At 59.7% G+C, this 17,968-nt stretch carries 12 protein-coding genes; 5 read left to right on the top strand and 7 right to left on the bottom strand.

Going from position 1 to position 17,968, the window contains the following annotated elements; translation table 11 throughout:
* Window positions 1-28: 28 nt before the first annotated feature.
* Window positions 29-1,519, bottom strand: a complete 1,491-nt coding sequence (locus tag FHW68_RS15995; protein WP_095634030.1) for an aldehyde dehydrogenase family protein — start codon at window positions 1,517-1,519, stop codon at window positions 29-31.
* 183 nt (window positions 1,520-1,702) lie between these two features.
* Here FHW68_RS15995 and FHW68_RS15990 point away from each other — a divergent pair, with 183 nt between their 5' ends.
* The 3 genes from FHW68_RS15990 (at window position 1,703) to nadE (ending at window position 4,801) form a co-directional block, all read left to right on the top strand.
* A complete protein-coding gene (locus FHW68_RS15990) occupies window positions 1,703-2,611 on the top strand; it encodes a LysR family transcriptional regulator (RefSeq protein WP_095634029.1) in 909 nt (302 codons plus the stop codon).
* A gap of 131 nt (window positions 2,612-2,742) precedes the next feature.
* Window positions 2,743-3,969 carry a nicotinate phosphoribosyltransferase gene (gene pncB, locus FHW68_RS15985; RefSeq protein ID WP_183681223.1) on the top strand — a complete coding sequence of 409 codons (1,227 nt, stop codon included), beginning with the start codon at window positions 2,743-2,745 and terminating at the stop codon, window positions 3,967-3,969.
* Between the two features lie 4 nt (window positions 3,970-3,973).
* Window positions 3,974-4,801 (top strand): ammonia-dependent NAD(+) synthetase, encoded by an 828-nt coding sequence (nadE, locus tag FHW68_RS15980; protein WP_183681221.1) that lies wholly within the window; start codon window positions 3,974-3,976, stop codon window positions 4,799-4,801.
* A gap of 162 nt (window positions 4,802-4,963) precedes the next feature.
* On the opposite strand, the gene azu is transcribed toward nadE, so the two are convergent.
* On the bottom strand, window positions 4,964-5,410 hold the full coding sequence (gene azu / locus FHW68_RS15975) for an azurin (RefSeq protein ID WP_095634026.1): 447 nt from the start codon (window positions 5,408-5,410) through the stop codon (window positions 4,964-4,966).
* A gap of 344 nt (window positions 5,411-5,754) precedes the next feature.
* On the opposite strand from azu, the gene FHW68_RS15970 reads away from it, so the two are divergent.
* Entirely contained in the window at window positions 5,755-6,342 is a 588-nt protein-coding gene (locus FHW68_RS15970; protein WP_183681219.1) for a TIGR00730 family Rossman fold protein, read from the top strand.
* A 68-nt stretch (window positions 6,343-6,410) separates the two neighbouring features.
* On the top strand, window positions 6,411-6,596 hold the full coding sequence (locus FHW68_RS15965) for a hypothetical protein (protein WP_095634024.1): 186 nt from the start codon (window positions 6,411-6,413) through the stop codon (window positions 6,594-6,596).
* 197 nt (window positions 6,597-6,793) lie between these two features.
* Here the strand turns inward: FHW68_RS15965 and FHW68_RS15960 are convergent, their stop codons facing one another.
* The 5 genes from FHW68_RS15960 to dnaB all read right to left on the bottom strand — a co-directional run bounded on the left by FHW68_RS15960 (window position 6,794) and on the right by dnaB (window position 17,836).
* Window positions 6,794-7,684 (bottom strand): transglutaminase family protein, encoded by an 891-nt coding sequence (locus tag FHW68_RS15960; protein WP_095634023.1) that lies wholly within the window; start codon window positions 7,682-7,684, stop codon window positions 6,794-6,796.
* The gene (locus FHW68_RS15955; protein ID WP_183681217.1) at window positions 7,684-10,170 is read right to left on the bottom strand and encodes a circularly permuted type 2 ATP-grasp protein; all 2,487 of its coding nucleotides are present in this window, start codon (window positions 10,168-10,170) and stop codon (window positions 7,684-7,686) included. The genes FHW68_RS15960 and FHW68_RS15955 overlap by 1 nt, the downstream gene beginning before the upstream one ends.
* Before the next feature lie 88 nt (window positions 10,171-10,258).
* Complete coding sequence (locus FHW68_RS15950; protein ID WP_183681215.1) at window positions 10,259-13,534, bottom strand: DUF2126 domain-containing protein; 3,276 nt, start codon at window positions 13,532-13,534, stop codon at window positions 10,259-10,261.
* A 385-nt stretch (window positions 13,535-13,919) separates the two neighbouring features.
* Complete coding sequence (locus FHW68_RS15945) at window positions 13,920-16,223, bottom strand: YgiQ family radical SAM protein (RefSeq protein ID WP_008068886.1); 2,304 nt, start codon at window positions 16,221-16,223, stop codon at window positions 13,920-13,922.
* 218 nt (window positions 16,224-16,441) lie between these two features.
* Window positions 16,442-17,836, bottom strand: coding sequence for a replicative DNA helicase (gene dnaB / locus FHW68_RS15940; RefSeq protein ID WP_095634019.1), 1,395 nt, complete (start codon window positions 17,834-17,836; stop codon window positions 16,442-16,444).
* Window positions 17,837-17,968: the final 132 nt, after the last annotated feature.

Below are 17,968 nucleotides of genomic sequence, written 5' to 3'. Positions count from 1 at the left end.
AAGCTTGAAGCTTGTAGCTTGCCGCTGCTTAATCGAATGTAATCCCCTGAGCCAACGGCAACTCCAGCGAATAGTTCACGGTATTGGTCTGACGGCGCATGTACCCGCGCCATGCATCCGAACCGGACTCACGACCACCACCCGTTTCCTTCTCGCCGCCAAACGCACCGCCGATTTCCGCGCCGCTCGGGCCGATGTTGACGTTGGCGATGCCGCAATCGCTGCCCACCGCCGACATGAACCGCTCGGCTTCACGCACGTCGGTGGTGAAGATGCACGACGACAGGCCCTGTGGCACGGCGTTGTTCAGGCGCAGCGCTTCTTCAAAATCGTTGTAACCGATCACGTACAGAATCGGCGCGAAGGTTTCGCTGCACACCACATCGCTCTGTTCCGGCATTTCGACGATGGCTGGCGAAACGTAGTAAGCGTTGGGGAATTTGTCTTCCAGCTGGCGCTTGCCGCCGAACACCCGGCCGCCTTCGCTCAAGGCTTGCTCCAGCGCGTCCTGCATGTTTTCGAAGCTGTGTTTGTCGATAAGCGGCCCAATCAGATTGCCTTCCAGCGGATGGCCGATGCGTACTTTGGAATAAGCGGCTTTCAGGCGGGTGACGATTTCTTCCTTCACCGACTCATGGGCGATCAGGCGACGCAAGGTGGTGCAACGTTGCCCGGCAGTGCCGACGGCGCTGAACAGAATCGCCCGAACGGCCATGTCCAGATCGGCGCTCGGGCCGAGGATCATCGCGTTGTTGCCGCCCAGCTCCAGAATGCTGCGGGCAAAACGTGCAGCGATTTTCGGTGCAACTTCGCGGCCCATGCGGGTGCTGCCGGTAGCGCTGACCAACGCGACACGCGGGTCATCGACCAGCGCTTCGCCGGCATCGCGACCGCCGATAATCACTTGGCTGAGGTGCGGCGGGGCGTCGCTGAAATTTTTCAGTACGCGATCGAACAGTGCCTGGCAGGCCAACGCGGTCAGCGGGGTTTTCTCCGACGGCTTCCAGATCACCGGGTTACCGCAGACCAACGCCAGCGTGGCGTTCCAGGCCCAGACGGCGACCGGGAAGTTGAACGCACTGATCACGCCAACGACGCCCAGCGGGTGCCAGGTTTCGCGCATGTGGTGGCCAGGACGCTCGGAGGCGATGGTCAAACCGTACAGCTGACGGGACAGACCGACCGCGAAGTCGCAGATGTCGATCATTTCCTGAACTTCGCCAAGACCTTCCTGAGTGATCTTGCCGGCTTCCCAGGACACCAGCTCACCGAGGTCAGCCTTGTACTCGCGCAAGATGTCACCCAATTGGCGCACCAATTCGCCACGACGCGGCGCCGGAACCTTGCGCCACAGTTCGAACGCATGATCTGCGCGACTGATGTGCTGCTCGACTTCAGCGGCGCCTTCCCAGTTCACGGCAGCGATACGGCTGCCATCGATGGGCGAATGCACCGGCACTTTGCCGTTCTGGTACAGGGCCGGGTTCACACCAAGACGATCAAGCAATGCGGCAACCATGGGTCACTCCTCAAGCAAAAAACAGAAAACGTGCAGCCGGATTAACCCGGCTGATCAGACCTGTAGTTTTAGCTCCCCGGAGGTTACCCAACAAACGACCTTTAAGAGAGATATCATTCCGTTTATTCATGCTGCGAATCTGCCGGTAAAAAAGAGCACAGAGAAACAAGAAAAGGACCACCCATGCTGAATAAACGCTACTTGCCGTCGATCACCGCGCTGCAGTGCTTCGAGGCCGTGACCCGGCATTTGAGCTTCACCCGTGCCGCCGAGGAGCTGAACCTGACGCAGAGCGCCGTGAGCAAACAGGTCGCGCAACTCGAAGAGTTGTTGCAACACCTGTTGTTCCGCCGGGTGCGCCGACGCCTGCAAATGACTCCCGCTGGCGATTTGTACCTGGTGGAGGTAAGAAAAATCCTCACACAGGTCGAAATGTCGACCCATTACCTGCGCTCCTACGGCGGTGATACCGAAGTCTTGCGCGTCTCCACGCCTCCGACCTTCGGTGCACGCTGGCTGGTGCCACGCCTGAAAGGCTGGCGCCTGCGCCATCCGTCGATCCATCTGGACCTGTGCAGCGAACAGGAGGCGGATGATCTGCTGCAAGGTCGCAGTGACCTGGCGTTCTACTTTGGCCAGGGCTCACGACCCGGCACCGAATGCCTGAAGCTGTTCGGCGAGGAACTGGTGCCGGTCTGCGCGCCGGGCAGCCTGCCGGACACGCCGTTCACCGACCCTACGCAACTCACCGATCTGGTCCTGCTGCAAAACGCTTCCCGGCCTCAGGCCTGGCACGACTGGTTCGACAGCCAGGGCTACCACACCGAACACAGCTACCACGGCCCGCGTTTCGAAACCTTCTACATGTGCATACGCGCTGCCCAGGTCGGTTGCGGCGTAGCGCTGCTGCCGAAGTTTCTGGTGGAAGAGGAATTGGCCGACGGCAAACTGGTCATTCCCTGGAAGCATGCGATGCCCAGCACCGATGCCTATTACCTGGCGTATCCCGAGCATTCGGCGGAAGTGCCCAAGGTGCGGGATTTTGTGAAGTGGATGCTGGAGCAGATCGACAACCCCACATCTAACAATTAACTCCTACAGAGCAATTTGCGCTGATGCAAAAATTGCTGGCAATACCTGCCGCTGATATGCGCCACTAGCCCATTCATTGAAACAGCTGCAACGTCGCTGCCACGGGCCGCGGCCAGCCTGGAGACCCCGTTATGAGCGAGAGTGTGTTTGCCGATCGCATCGTGCAGAACCTGCTCGACACCGACTTCTACAAACTGACGATGATGCAGGCGGTGCTGCACAACTACCCGAACGTGGAAGTCGAATGGGAGTTTCGTTGCCGTAACAGCGAGGATCTGCGCCCGTACCTGGCGGAGATCCGTTTCCAGATCGAGCGTCTGGCCGAGTTGAGCCTGAGTGCCGATCAATTGAGTTTTCTGGAACGCATCAGTTTTCTGAAGCCGGATTTCCTGCGTTTTCTCGGTCTGTTCCGCTTCAATCTTCGCTACGTCCACACCGGCATTGAAAACGGTGAGTTGTTCATCCGTCTGCGCGGGCCGTGGCTGCACGTGATTTTGTTCGAAGTGCCGCTCTTGGCCATGGTCAGCGAAGTACGCAACCGTTATCGCTACCGGGAAATCATTCTGGAACAGGCTCGCGAGCAGCTCTATCGCAAGTTCGAATGGCTGAGTTCCAACGCCAGTAGCGATGAATTGTCCGAATTGCAGGTAGCCGATTTCGGTACTCGCCGTCGCTTCTCGTACCGTGTACAGGAAGAAGTGGTGAACGTGCTCAAGCATGACTTCCCCGGTCGCTTCGTCGGTACCAGCAACGTGCACCTGTCCCGGGAGCTGAACATGAAGCCGCTGGGCACCATGGCTCACGAATGGATCATGGCCCACCAGCAACTCGGTCCACGGCTGATCGACAGCCAGATTGCCGCCCTCGACTGTTGGGTCCGTGAATACCGGGGTTTGCTGGGAATCGCCTTGACCGACTGCATTACCTCCGATGCTTTCCTTAGCGATTTCGACCTGTTCTTTGCCAAGCTCTTCGACGGCTTGCGCCACGATTCCGGTGACCCGGTGCAATGGGCGGAAAAAGCCATTGCCCACTACCACAAGCTGGGTATCGACCCGATGAGCAAAACCCTGGTGTTTTCCGACAGCCTGACCCTGCCAAAATCTCTGGAGATTTTTCGGGCATTGCGCGGTCGGATCAATGTCAGCTTCGGTATAGGCACTAACCTGACGTGCGACATTGCGGGTGTCGAACCCATGAGCATCGTGCTTAAAATGACGGCCTGCAATGGCCAGCCGGTGGCCAAGATTTCTGATGAGCCGGGCAAGACTCATTGCAACGACCCGAATTTCGTCGCCTATTTGCGACATGTTTTCCAAGTACCTGCCGCCCTTTCAAGCCCATCTAGCAAGGAGTGAATTCATGCAAGCCGTACAGCGTGAGATTGCTGAACAGCTCAAGGTCCAACCGCCGTTCGCGGATCAACTCGCCCTCGAGGCTGAAGTCGCCCGGCGGATTACCTTCATTCAGGACTGTCTGGTCAATGCCGGGCTCAAGACGCTGGTGCTGGGCATCAGCGGCGGTGTCGATTCCCTGACCGCCGGCTTGCTGGCCCAACGCGCCATGCGTGAACTGCGCGAGCGCACCGGGGACGCCAGCTACAAGTTCATCGCGGTGCGCCTGCCTTATGGCATCCAGTTCGATGAGCATGATGCCCAGGCCTCGATGGACTTCATTGCACCTGATGAGCGCCACACGGTTAACATCGGTCCGGCGGTCAAATCCCTGGCCAGCGAAGTGGCGGCCTTCGAAGGTAAGGAGGCGGTGCAGAAGGATTTCGTGCTGGGCAATACCAAGGCGCGGATGCGCATGGTTGCGCAATACACCATCGCTGGCGCGGCTCATGGCCTGGTGATCGGCACCGACCATGCGGCAGAAGCGGTGATGGGTTTCTTCACCAAATTCGGTGATGGCGCCTGCGACCTCGCACCGCTGAGCGGCCTGGTGAAAAATCAGGTCCGTGCCATCGCCCGCAGCTTTGGCGCACCGGAGTCGCTGGTGGAAAAAATCCCGACCGCCGACCTCGAAGACCTGTCGCCGGGCAAACCGGACGAAGCGTCCCACGGCGTGACTTACGCCGAGATCGATGCCTTCCTGCACGGCGAGCCGGTGCGTGAAGAAGCGTTCAAGATCATTTGCGATACGTACAAAAAGACCCATCACAAGCGTGTGATGCCGTTTGCGCCTTAAGGACATCGCCACGCTCCCACAGATTTTGTGTCGCACCCCGGTAATGGGCACGACAAAAATCCTGTAGGAGCGAGGCTTGCCCGCGAAAAACGATGACTCGGTCTATCGTCAGGCACAAAAAAAGCGTCCCTCGCAGGACGCTTTTTTATGAACGCAATTTAATCACTTCAGGGTAACCGTACCTTTCATCATCGAGATGTGGCCCGGGAACGAGCAGAAGAAACCGTACTTCTCAGCCGCATTGAGCTTGGATACATCGAAAGTCACCGAGTCGGTTTCCTTCGCGCCGATGAGTTTGGTGTGAGCGATGATGCGAGCATCACCGTCTTTCAGGTAGTTCTTGTCGATACCTGCCGCCAGACCGTCGGTAGCGATCGGCTGCATGTCCGCTTCTTTGCTCAGCACCCAGTTATGGCCCATGACATTCTTTGGCAGGTTGCCGGAGTGAGTCAGTTCAACGGTGAAGGTCTTGCAGCTTTTGTCGATTTCAATGGCCTTGGTGCTGAAGGACATCTGATCGGTGGAGTCGATGGTTGTCTTGCACTCGGCAGCCATCAATTGACTGCTGGCCAGTGTCAGCAGGGATACCGCAACAAGTTTGGCAAACATGGTGAATCTCCAAGGCAGGGTTAATAAAAGTTCTAGTGGACAGAAGACTGCCTGAAATCTTCGCAAGTTCCTATGACCTGAATCAAAAATTGTATACAACTTTCGACCTATGACACTCATCGAAACAATCTACCGGCCAAGCGTCTGGCACGGCCCTATCATCAGGGCCGTCATCTCTTATCCGGAGCGCCTGTCATGTCTTTCAACAGCTTTTTGTGCAGTTTGCTCGCCGCCTACGCCTGCGGCGCCAGTGGTACCTGTGAAACACCCTAACGCGAGGTTTAACGCTTGGAACGAGGCAAGCCAACCCTTACTCTGTGGCCCTGATGACCGTGGAGTAAGGCATGTCTTTAGCGTCTGTTTGTGTATTTTGCGGTGCCAGCACCGGCATCAATCCAGCCTATCGTGAAGCCGCTGTCGCCTTGGGGCGAACATTGGCCGAGCGCAAGCTGACTCTGGTTTATGGCGGCGGCGCCGTCGGGCTGATGGGGATCGTGGCCGATGCCGCACTGGCGGCCGGCGGTGAGGTGATCGGGATCATCCCGCAGAGCCTCAAGGACAAGGAAATCGGCCACAGCGGCCTGACTCGCCTGGAAGTGGTCGACGGCATGCATGCGCGCAAGGCGCGAATGGCCGAGCTCAGCGATGCCTTCATTGCTCTGCCCGGCGGCCTGGGCACACTGGAAGAGCTGTTTGAAGTCTGGACCTGGGGCCAGCTCGGCTATCACGGAAAACCGCTGGGTTTGCTGGAAGTGAACGGTTTCTACAGCAAGTTGGCGTCTTTTCTTGATCATATCGTCGGCGAAGGCTTCGTTCGCGAAGCGCACCGTGACATGCTGCAAATGAGCGAATCGCCGCAAACCCTGCTCGATGCACTAGAAGCCTGGCAACCCTCGGTACTGCCAAAATGGACCGAGCAAAAACCCGGCTAACGGCTCGGCATCGATACAGGGCAGAATATGCGCCGCTCAACCTCACCTTCGACCCCAGAGGATCGCCCATGGCTAAACCTAATTATTCCTTCGCCAAACGTCAGAGAGACTTGGCCAAGGAGCAGAAGAAAGAGGAAAAGCTTCAGCGCAAGAAAGCTACAGCTGAAGACGCAGCAGCACTGAACCCGGATACCGAAGGCGAAGTGGCGACAGACGAAACTGAAGCACCGAAAGATCAGGCGCCCGACGTCTGAGACCCTCAGGGCCCGATGATCAGGCCCACCGGATCTGTGTCCAGGGTCAGCAACGTTGTTGCTGACCCTCACAGGCCAATCTGAAAATTCCCCGTCCAGCACTGACTTGCACATACCCATGTGGGAGCCTGCTCGCAATAGCGACAGGTCAGCCGACATCGATCATCGCGAGCAGGCTCGCACACACTGGATCTCTATTAGTCCAATGGCATCACGGTTACCCGAACCTCGGGATCATGGCTGCCACCGCCCAGGATCACTCCACGCAACGGCGACACATCGGAAAAATCCCGGCCCCAGGCCAGGGTGATGTGCTCCAGCGCCGGTTGCACATTGTTGGTCGGGTCGAAATCCACCCAGCCCAGCACCGGACAAAACACCGACACCCAGGCATGAGACGCATCGGCGCCGATCAGCCGTGGCTGGCCCGGTGGTGGCTGGGTCAGCAAGTAGCCACTGATGTACCGCGCCGCTAATCCCCGGGAGCGCACACAAGCGAGCATCAAATGTGCAAAGTCCTGACAAACCCCGCGCCGCCTCTCCAGCACTTCCACCAAAGGCGTTGCCACTTGGGTCGCTTCGGCGTCGAAGGTGAATTCGCTGAAGATTTTCTCCATCAACGCCTGAACCCCCAGCAGCAATGGCCGGCCGGGAGGAAAACAACTTTCGGAGAACTCGACGAAGCTGCGCTTCAAATGCACATAGGGCGATTCGAACCGGTAACGGCAGGCTTCGAGCAATTCAGCAGAGAGCGGCTGACTGTTGTAGGTCAGTGCATTGCAGGTCTCTTCCCAGGCCGGCGATTGATTGAAGTCCAACGAGGGTCGGCCCAGCACTTCGACCGTCAGGCTGGCATTGACCAGCAATTCATCGTGCGGCCGCTCGAATGCCAGCCGGGTCAGCGGGTTACCGAACACGTCGAGCTCATCCCGGCGTGAAGTCGGGTCGGGACTGATCTGCAATTGCTGCTCGGTGCAGCGCTGCCAAACGCAAGCCCGCGGCCACAGGTGCGCCAGCTGCTGGGCCAAGGATACCGGGCTGTCATAGTGATAATGGGTGTCGTGGAGAATCTGGTAACGGGCATTCATCAGACGGACACCGTGCGCTGGCTGACATCATCGACATGGGCGAAATGGCGCAAGGCCAGGCGATCCGATATTTGCCCGCTGGCATCGGCGATCTCCTGTAACAGATCGGCCAATCCTTCTATGGCGGCGCGAACACTGGCCTCGCCAAACAGTGAGTTTTCCAGGCAACCCAGATCGAAGCGCGCCAGCCGATCCAACAACTGTGGCAGACCGGTTTCCCGCGGCGCACCAAAGTCGTCGTTCAAGCGTTTCAACGTGCGGGTCACCAGTTTCAACTGAAACAACACCGCGTGAGGGTTCTGCTCATCGAGCAACAACAGGTCCAGCACCGGGATCAATTGTGCCACCGCCAAATACCGCGAGCGGTACGTGATGCTGCTGTTGCCCAGCTCCAGCAGCCATTCCAGGCCGGCCTGATCGAAAGCCCCCGCACCGCGCAGAAACGCCGCCAGGCTAGCGCTGAGAAATTGCAGCCGCTCGATACGGCGCCCGATCATCAGGAAACGCCAGCCTTCGTCCCGGGTCATGTCGTCAAGGGCAAAACCGGACAGCGCCGCCAGCGACATCACCAATCGGTTGAGGAAATCCAGCAACTCGCCGAAATCCGGTTCTTCGGTTTCCAGCTCCATGGCCTCACGTTGCAATTCCACCAGCGCTTGCCAGTTCTCTCGCGAGAGCTTGCCGCGTACTTGCGACGCCGCCCACTGCAAACGTTGCAGGTTGGAGCGCAGGCTGAATGGCCAATCATCGCCTAGCAACGCCGCCAGCAAGCGCTCCGGCAACTCGCCCTCTTCCGGCAACAGATTCAAGCGTTCACCCAGATCGACTGCTGCCTCCAGGGCTTGCGGATCATCGCCCTCGATATAGCGCGCCAACATAATGCGCAGTAGCCGTGCGCTGTCATCGCAGCGCTCACAATAACGACCGAACCAGAACAGGTTCTCGACCACCCGAGATGGCAGATACGGATCGCGTCGCACCAGATCATGCACGCTGATGTTGCGCTGGGCTTTCCATTGCTCACCGCTGGGCGGGCGATCGCCCAACACCCACGTGTCCTTGCTGGCACCGCCGCGTTGCATCGACACCACTTCGGCGTCGGCCTCGGCGGCAACCCGGGTCAGCCCGCCGGGCAGTACCCGATAACCCTCCCGACTGGCCACCGCATACACCCGCATGCCGATGGCCCGTGGTTGCAACTGCCCCTCTTCGGCCTGCCAGATCGGCGCCAGGGACAATTGCGCCAATTCTTGCGCAACATAGGCGTAAGGCCGTGCCTGCATCCGCTCGGCCAGGGCCTGGCGCTGCTCTTCATTCAAATCACGACCAAACACCGGGGTAAAACTTTGCGACGGGAACGCCGGCTTGATCAACAGCTCCGGCAGTTTTTCCAGGGCCTGGGCCAGCACCGGCGCTTCACCGCACCACCAGGTCGCGATGGACGGCAGTATCAACTCTTCGCCGAACAGATGCTGATTGATCTTCGGCAGGAACCCCAGCAAACCCGGCGACTCCAGCACGCCGCTGCCAAGGGCGTTGGCCACCAGCACCCGGCCCTGACGCACCGCTTCGAGCAGCCCCGGCACGCCGAGGGCCGAGTCGGTGCGTAGCTCCAGCGGGTCGCAAAAATCATCGTCGAGCCGGCGCATGATCGCGTGGACCCGACGCAGGCCGCTCAAGGTTTTGAGGTAGACCGTGGCATCCCGCACGGTCAGGTCGCCACCCTCCACCAACGGATATCCGAGCTGGCGAGCCAGATACAGGTGTTCAAAATAGCTTTCGTTGAAACGCCCCGGCGTCAGCAGTACCACCAGTGGTGCTTCGTCATCGCTCGGCGCCTGACGGGCCAGAGTTTCCTGAAGGGTACGGAAGAACCCGGCCAGGTGCTGCACCTTCAAATCGCGGTACAGCTCGGGAAAGGCCCGGGACACGATGGTGCGGTTTTCCAGAGCATAACCGGCACCGGATGGCGCTTGCGTCCGATCCGCCGTCACCCACCAGCGACCGTCAGGCGTGCGCGCCAGATCCACGGCATACAGATGCAGAAAGGCCCCGTCGGGCGGGGCAATGCCCTGACAGGGCCAGAGAAAGTTGTTGTGACCGAACACCAGCTCAGCCGGCAGCAGACCTTCGGCGATCAAGCGCTGAGGGCCGTACAAATCCGCCAGGACGGCATTGAGCAAGCGCGCCCGTTGAGCGATCCCGGCCGATAACCGTTCCCACTCATCGGCGGCCATCACATGGGGCAGCAGGTCCAGCTCCCATGGCCGGTCGGCGCCCTTGGGGTCGGCGTAGACGTTATAGGTCACGCCGTTTTCGTGGATCTGCCGGGTCAGCAGCGCCTGACGCTGCACCCGTTGCGCTGGCGTGCTGCGTTGTAATTGATCGAGCAGCCGCCGCCAGTGCGGGCGCACCGCGCCGCTGTCGTCGAGCAGTTCGTGATAAGTGCCCGCGGTGAACGGGTAATGATCAAGCAGGTCAGGCATGGAAAGCTCGGCAGACAGCAAAGTACGGTCAGACTAACGCAGGCTCATGACGCCCGGATATACGAAAAATCCGAGCGTCGCGTACGGTTTAGAAACGTCGTAAATCGAGAGTCATCGGTAGCTCGTCGTTAATTTCCAGATTGGGTACAGGAAGTTTTCCTGGCGTGTGTCCGACACGGAAGAAACGCGCCATCCGCCGGCTCTCGGCTTCATTGGCGTTCACCGGCAGGCTGTCGTAGTTGCGCCCGCCCGGGTGGGCGACGTGGTACTGACAGCCCCCCAGCGAGCGCCCCATCCAGGTGTCGAGCAGGTCGAACACCAGTGGCGCGTGGACCGGGATGGTCGGCTGCAGGCAGTTGGCCGGTTGCCAGGCCCTGAAGCGAACGCCGGCGACGAACTCACCGACGCGACCCGTGGGTTGCAGCGGCACCGCAATGCCATTGCACGTCAACAGATATCGCTGAGGCGGCAGGCCGCTGAGTTTGACCTGCAAACGCTCCAGCGACGAATCCACATAACGCACCGTCCCCCCTGCCGCACCTTCCTCGCCGAGTACATGCCAGGGCTCGAGCGCCTGCCGCAGCTCCAGTTTGATGCCGCTGACGGCATAGTCGCCGACTTTGGGAAAACGGAACTCCAGATGCGCCGCGAACCACTCGGCCCGCACGGGATAACCGGCGGCATTGAGGTCGACGATGACGTCGGCGAAATCCTGCTCGATAAAATGCGGCAACAAGAATCTGTCATGCAGCGCTGTGCCCCAGCGTGCCAGTTTCGGCGGTGCATAAGGCTCGCGCCAGAACCGTGCCACCAGCGCCCGCAGCAACAATTGCTGCGTCAGGCTCATGCGCGCATGGGGCGGCATTTCAAAGGCTCGCAGCTCCAGTAATCCGAGGCGTCCGGTGGCGCCGTCCGGCGAATAGAGTTTGTCGATGCAAAACTCGGCACGGTGGGTGTTGCCGGTCACGTCGATCAGCAAATGGCGCAGCAAGCGATCCACCAGCCATGGTGGGCACTCCTCGCCTGGCTTTGGCATCTGGGCGAAGGCGATCTCCAGTTCATACAGCGAATCGTTGCGCGCCTCATCCACCCTCGGTGCCTGAGACGTCGGGCCGATGAACAATCCGGAAAACAGATAGGACAAGGACGGGTGGTTGTGCCAGTAGCTGATCAGGCTACGCAACAGATCGGGACGCCGTAGAAACGGTGAGTCAGCCGGAGTCGCGCCACCCAGTACGAAATGATTGCCGCCGCCGGTGCCGGTGTGCCGGCCGTCGATCATGAACTTCTCGGTGGTCAGTCGCGTCTGGCGCGCCTCTTCATAAAGAAACTCGGTGCGCTCCACCAACTCATCCCAAGTGGCGGACGGCTGGACGTTGACCTCAATCACGCCCGGATCCGGTGTAATGCGGAAGTTGCTCAGGCGCGGATCGCTTGGCGGTTCATAACCTTCCAGCAACACTGGGCAGTGCAATTCCTCGGCGGTGGCTTCGATGGCGCAGACCAGCTCCAGATAGTCCTCGACCCGCTCCAGCGGCGGCATGAACAGGTACAACCGGCCTTCTCGCGCTTCGGCACAAAAGGCGGTGCGGGTCAGCCAGTCAGCGGACTCGTCGATCTTTGGCGCACGCTCGTTAGCCGTTTGTGGTTGAGCGTGATGCTGTAACTGGTCAGTGCCTGGCAGCTCAGGGAAATCCTGATTCGGGTCGACAGGGTGAATGAACGGATACTCCGCTGCCTTCACCCAGGGCTGCGAACCGAGTGGCAAGCGATACCCCAGCGGCGAATCCCCTGGCACCAATCGGCAATGTTCTTCCCGCAGATACCAGCGACCGCTTTGCCACTGATCGCCCTTGGCGGTACGCGCCAGCGGCAGGACCTGGCCGATCACCTTGTCCAGGCCCTGATTGAAGACTTTACGCAGGCGCGCCCGCTCCAACGGTTCCTCCAGCCGTGAGTCTTCGGCGCTGACGTTCTGCGGCAAAGCGCCTTCGCGCCAGAGGTAATAGAAATTGTCTTCGTAGGCCGGGAACACAAAGCGTGTCGGAATTTTCAGGCGTTCGGCGACACTCGCCAGAAAACGCCCGGCCAACTCGCCATCGGCGCCATAGTCTTCCTGCTCATCGGCGATCAGCGCGCTGTTGTGCCAGATTGGCACGCCGTCGCGACGCCAGTAGCTGTTCAGCGACCAGCGCGGCAGTTGCTCGCCGGGATACCACTTGCCCTGACCGAAATGCACCAATCCCTTGGGCGCATAACGCTTGCGCATGCGCTGGAACAGTTCGCTGGACAGGCGACGCTTGTCCGGCCCGAGCGCCGCGGTGTTCCACTCGGCGCCGTCCGGGTCATCGATGGACACGAACGTTGGCTCACCGCCCATGGTCAGGCGCACATCGCCTTCGAGCAGGTCGGCATCGATCTGCCGGCCCAATGCCTGAATGGCCAGCCATTGGTCTTCGGTGTAGGGCTTCGTGACTCGCGGCGCTTCCCAAATCCGCTCGACCGACATTTCGTGGGTGAATTCGCACTCGCACGGTTCCACCAAGCCACTGATCGGTGCCGCAGAGGATGGATCGGGACTACACGCCAACGGAATGTGTCCTTCACCGGCAAACAGCCCTGAAGTCGCATCCAGGCCGATCCAGCCAGCGCCGGGCAAATAGACTTCGCACCAGGCGTGCAGGTCGGTGAAATCCACTTCGGTGCCCGAGGGACCGTCAAGGCTTTTGACATCGGCGGTCAGCTGGATCAAGTAGCCGGACACAAAACGCGCCGCCAAACCGAGATTGCGCAATAACTGCACCAGCAGCCACGCCGAGTCGCGGCAGGAACCGGAGGCCTGTTCGAGGGTGTGTTCCGGAGTCTGTACGCCGGGCTCCATGCGAATCAGATAGCCGATGTCTTCGCTGAGGCGCTGGTTGAGCGCAACCAGGAAATCCACGCTGGGTAGCGGCGTGCGATCGATGCCCTCCAGATAGGCCTTGAATTTCGGCGTCAGGGGCAAGGTTTCCAGGTACGGCGCCAGCTCTTTGCGCTCATCCGCGGCGTAAGCGAAAGGGATCTTTTCGGCGTAGGGCTCGAGGAAGAAGTCGAACGGATTGAACACCGCCATCTCGGCCAGCAAGTCGACCTCGATCCGCAGCTCATCGGTTTTCTCCGGGAACACTAACCGCGCCAGGTAATTGCCCTGGGGGTCCTGTTGCCAGTTGATGAAGTGCTGCTCGGGCGAGACTTTCAGTGCATAGGACAGTATCCGCGTGCGGCTATGGGCAGCCGGGCGCAGGCGAACGATCTGTGGACCGAGCTCGACGGCGCGGTCGTAGCGGTAATGCGTGACATGATGCAATGCGACATGTATCGACACGGCGTGCCTCCTGCGAGCCTTAAGCGTTAAGGAAAGCGCGCAAGACTTATGCCATCCGGCAGGCTGGCGTTTTCACAGATTTGCTCAAGGCAGTACAGCACCAAAATCGGGCGGGAGGAGATTTTGCGTTGGGGCATTTGCACATAATTGTGGCGAAGATCAAAAGATCGCAGCCTTCGGCAGCTCCTACGCAGGAATATGCGTTTCCATGTAGGAGCTGCCGAAGGCTGCAATCTTTTGATCGTTCCCACGCTCTGCGTGGGAATGCAGCCCGTGACGCTCCGCGTCACTGGACGCGGAGCGTCCCTTGAGGCATTCCCACGCGGAGCGTGGGAACGATCACGCCAACCCGAAGGTTGGCGTTCTGTTCAGCTCAAAACCAGACTTAGCGCGGCACTACCGGCTTGCGCGCAGGCTTGGGTCCTTTGCCTTTGGCCGCATCCTTGCGTTCCTTGGCCGCTTGCTGGTTGCGGGCGAATGCCGCTGCCTTGGCCTGTTCACGCTTGTCCCACGGGTTACCGCCATCACTGGCGCGCGGTGGCAGGCCGGTGTGCTGGGTCAGGATTTTGGTGGTCTTTTCCCCGGCCACTTTATGGCTGCCAGCCGGTGTCGAGTTCTTGCGACGGGCGCTCTGGTAGCTGTCGGTCGCCGGCTGATGCAGCGGGATCAACTGATTCTTGCCCGGCCCGATCAGGTCGGCGCGGCCCATGCGGGTCAGCGCTTCGCGCAGCATCGGCCAGCCTTTGGGGTCGTGATAACGCAAGAACGCCTTGTGCAGACGACGCTGTTCTTCGCTCTTGACGATGGTCACGCCGTCACTCTTGTAAGTGACTTTGCGCAGCGGGTTTTTGCCCGAATGGTACATCGCGGTGGCGGTGGCCATCGGCGACGGGTAGAACGCCTGCACCTGGTCGGCACGGAAACCGTTGCCCTTGAGCCACAGGGCCAGGTTCATCATGTCTTCGTCGGTGGTACCCGGGTGAGCGGCGATGAAGTACGGAATCAGGTACTGCTCTTTCCCGGCTTCCTTGGTGTACTTCTCGAACATGCGCTTGAACTTGTCATAGCTGCCGATGCCCGGTTTCATCATCTGGTTGAGCGGACCTTCCTCGGTATGTTCCGGGGCGATCTTCAGGTAACCACCGACGTGGTGAGTCACCAGTTCCTTGACGTATTCCGGCGACTCGACCGCGAGGTCGTAACGCAGGCCGGATGCGATCAGGATCTTCTTCACACCTGGCAAGGCACGGGCGCTACGATAGAGCTGTATCAGCGACGAATGGTCGGTGTTGAGGTTTTCACAGATGCCCGGGAACACGCAGGACGGCTTGCGGCACGCGGATTCGATGACCGGGCTCTTGCAGGCGATGCGGTACATGTTCGCAGTCGGGCCGCCGAGGTCGGAAATCACTCCGGTGAAGCCTGGCACCTTGTCGCGGATCTCTTCGATTTCGCGAATGATCGACTCTTCGGAACGGTTCTGGATGATCCGGCCTTCGTGCTCGGTGATCGAGCAGAACGTACAGCCACCGAAGCAGCCACGCATGATATTCACCGAGAAGCGGATCATGTCGTAGGCAGGAATCTTTTCCTTGCCATACGCCGGGTGCGGAACCCGTGCGTAAGGCATGCCAAACACGTAGTCCATTTCTTCGGTGGTCATCGGAATCGGAGGCGGGTTGAACCAGACGTCCACTTCGCCATGCTTCTGCACCAGCGCACGGGCGTTGCCCGGGTTGGTTTCCAGGTGAAGCACGCGGTTGGCGTGGGCGTAGAGCACCGAGTCGCCGCGAACTTTTTCCATTGACGGCAAACGGATGACCGTTTTCTCCCGGGTGAGGCGCGGGTTCGGCAACAATTGCACGACCTTCGCTTCGTTCGGGTCTTCGACCGGACCTTTTTCCTGCTCGATGGCGCAGGCCTGGGTGTCCTGGGTGTTCACGTAGGGGTTGATGATCTTGTCGACCTTGCCCGGGCGGTCGATGCGCGTGGAGTCGATCTCGAACCAGTCTTTTGGCGTATCACGACGAATGAACGCGGTGCCGCGCACATCGGTGATGTCTTCGATCTTGTGACCGAACGATAGACGCTGGGCGACTTCGACGATCGCACGCTCGGCATTGCCGTAGAGCAGGATGTCGGCGCAGGCGTCGATCAGGATCGAGTTGCGCACCCGGTCCTGCCAGTAATCGTAGTGAGCGATGCGGCGCAAGGAGGCTTCGATGCCACCGAGCACGATCGGCACATGCTTGTAGGCTTCCTTGCAGCGCTGGCTGTAAACCAGGCTCGCGCGGTCCGGACGTTTGCCCGCCAGGCCACCGGGGGTGTAGGCGTCGTCCGAACGGATTTTCTTGTCGGCGGTGTAGCGGTTGATCATCGAATCCATGTTGCCGGCCGCGACACCGAAGAACAGGTTCGGCTCGCCGAGCTTCATGAAGTCGTCTTTGGACTGCCAGTTCGGCTGCGCAATGATCCCGACGCGGAAGCCCTGGGCTTCCAGCAGTCGGCCAATGATCGCCATGCCGAACGAAGGGTGGTCGACGTAGGCATCACCGGTGACGATGATGATGTCGCAGGAATCCCAGCCAAGCTGATCCATCTCCTCCCTGCTCATCGGCAGGAATGGCGCTGGCCCGAAACATTCGGCCCAGTACTTGGGATAGTCAAATAACGGCTTGGCTGCTTGCATGTCGATAACCGGTGTTGGCTTTCATTGAATTTCGCGGGCGCGGAATATAGCACAAAAAACAACCAATTCCGACCGCCATGGTCGGAAATTAGTGTCGCCCCCTTCGCGGGCAAGCCTCGCTCCTGCAGATTTTGCGTTGGATCACGATTGCGCGAACGACACATGGTCTGCAGGAGCGAGGCTTGCCCGCGAAGAGGCCCTGTCAGGCACTACACAACTTACTCGTCGTCGAAGTTGTAGCTGCCTGGCGCCAGGTTTTCAAAGCGAGTGTATTTACCGATGAACGCCAGTCGTGACGTGCCAATCGGGCCGTTCCGCTGTTTGCCGATGATGATCTCGGCAATGCCTTTATGCTCGGTTTCCGGGTGATACACCTCATCCCGGTACACGAACATGATCACGTCAGCATCCTGCTCGATCGCTCCGGATTCCCGGAGGTCGGAGTTGATCGGGCGTTTGTTCGGTCGTTGTTCCAGGGAGCGGTTGAGCTGGGACAGCGCCACCACCGGGCAGTTGAATTCCTTGGCGAGGGCTTTCAAGGAACGGGAGATCTCGGAAATCTCGTTGGTCCGGTTGTCGCCACCGGAACCTGGAATCTGCATCAACTGCAGGTAGTCGATCATGATCAGGGCGATGTCGCCGTGTTCACGCACCAGACGCCGGGTCCGTGCGCGCATCTCCGAGGGGCTGATACCGGCCGTATCGTCGATGAACAGCTTGCGATCGTTCAGCAAGTTGACCGCCGAGGTCAGGCGCGGCCAATCGTCGTCGTCCAGACGACCGGCTCGGACTTTGGTCTGGTCGATACGCCCAAGGGACGACAGCATACGCATGACCAGCGATTCGCCTGGCATCTCCAGCGAGTAAACCAGCACGCACTTGTCGCTGCGCAACACGGCGTTTTCCACCAGGTTCATTGCGAAGGTGGTTTTACCCATGGACGGACGGCCGGCGACGATGATCAGGTCGGCAGGCTGCAAGCCACTGGTCTTCTCGTCGAGGTCGGTATAACCGGTGGACAGGCCGGTAATGGCGTTGTCGGTGTTGAACAAGGTGTCGATGCGGTCGATAGCCTTGGTGAGCAGGTCATTCACACTCACCGGGCCGCCGGTTTTGGGCCGGGCCTCGGCGATCTGGAAAATCTGCCGCTCAGCTTCGTCGAGAATCTCTTCAGCCGTGCGGCCTTCCGGGTTGAAGGCGCTGTCGGCAATTTCGGTGGCGATGCCGATCAACTGCCGTAACGTCGCCCGCGCACGAACGATTTGCGCATAGGCCTTGATGTTGGCGACGGACGGTGTGTTTTTCGCCAGCTCACCCAGGTAACCGAGGCCACCGACTTGCGAGGTCTGACCTTCCTTGTCCAGTTGCTCGGCAAGGGTCACGACGTCGATCGGGGAGTTCTGGTCTGCCAGCTTGGCGATGGCCCGGAAGATCAGGCGGTGGTCATGCCGATAGAAATCGCCGTCGGAGACTTGATCGAGCACGCGTTCCCAGGCGTTGTTGTCCAGCATCAGACCACCGAGCACGGCCTGTTCGGCCTCGATGGAATGCGGCGGCACCTTCAGGGCAGCGGTTTGCAGATCGTATTGCTCGGGAGCGGAAATATCGTTCATGGCCACTTGGTTTGTCAGGAAAAGCAGGGATGATGAAAATCAGGAACGGCAGAAAGACAAAGGGCACGACCTGTAAACAGGATCGTGCCCGATGTTACCGGCAAGCACCCGAGGGTGCCAGCCGACAAGTGC

Source organism: Pseudomonas sp. Tn43, assembly GCF_014192635.1.
GTDB lineage: Bacteria > Pseudomonadota > Gammaproteobacteria > Pseudomonadales > Pseudomonadaceae > Aquipseudomonas.
This window is presented reverse-complemented; position numbering and strand designations above follow the sequence as displayed.

Bases quoted from the DNA above. Each gene is read 5' to 3' on its own strand.
- FHW68_RS15995 (WP_095634030.1), bottom strand. From the start codon at position 1,519: ATGGTTGCCGCATTGCTTGATCGTCTTGGTGTGAACCCGGCCCTGTAC.
- FHW68_RS15990 (WP_095634029.1), top strand. From the start codon at position 1,703: ATGCTGAATAAACGCTACTTGCCGTCGATCACCGCGCTGCAGTGCTTC.
- pncB (WP_183681223.1), top strand. From the start codon at position 2,743: ATGAGCGAGAGTGTGTTTGCCGATCGCATCGTGCAGAACCTGCTCGAC.
- nadE (WP_183681221.1), top strand. From the start codon at position 3,974: ATGCAAGCCGTACAGCGTGAGATTGCTGAACAGCTCAAGGTCCAACCG.
- azu (WP_095634026.1), bottom strand. From the start codon at position 5,410: ATGTTTGCCAAACTTGTTGCGGTATCCCTGCTGACACTGGCCAGCAGT.
- FHW68_RS15970 (WP_183681219.1), top strand. From the start codon at position 5,755: ATGTCTTTAGCGTCTGTTTGTGTATTTTGCGGTGCCAGCACCGGCATC.
- FHW68_RS15965 (WP_095634024.1), top strand. From the start codon at position 6,411: ATGGCTAAACCTAATTATTCCTTCGCCAAACGTCAGAGAGACTTGGCC.
- FHW68_RS15960 (WP_095634023.1), bottom strand. From the start codon at position 7,684: ATGAATGCCCGTTACCAGATTCTCCACGACACCCATTATCACTATGAC.
- FHW68_RS15955 (WP_183681217.1), bottom strand. From the start codon at position 10,170: ATGCCTGACCTGCTTGATCATTACCCGTTCACCGCGGGCACTTATCAC.
- FHW68_RS15945 (WP_008068886.1), bottom strand. From the start codon at position 16,223: ATGCAAGCAGCCAAGCCGTTATTTGACTATCCCAAGTACTGGGCCGAA.
- dnaB (WP_095634019.1), bottom strand. From the start codon at position 17,836: ATGAACGATATTTCCGCTCCCGAGCAATACGATCTGCAAACCGCTGCC.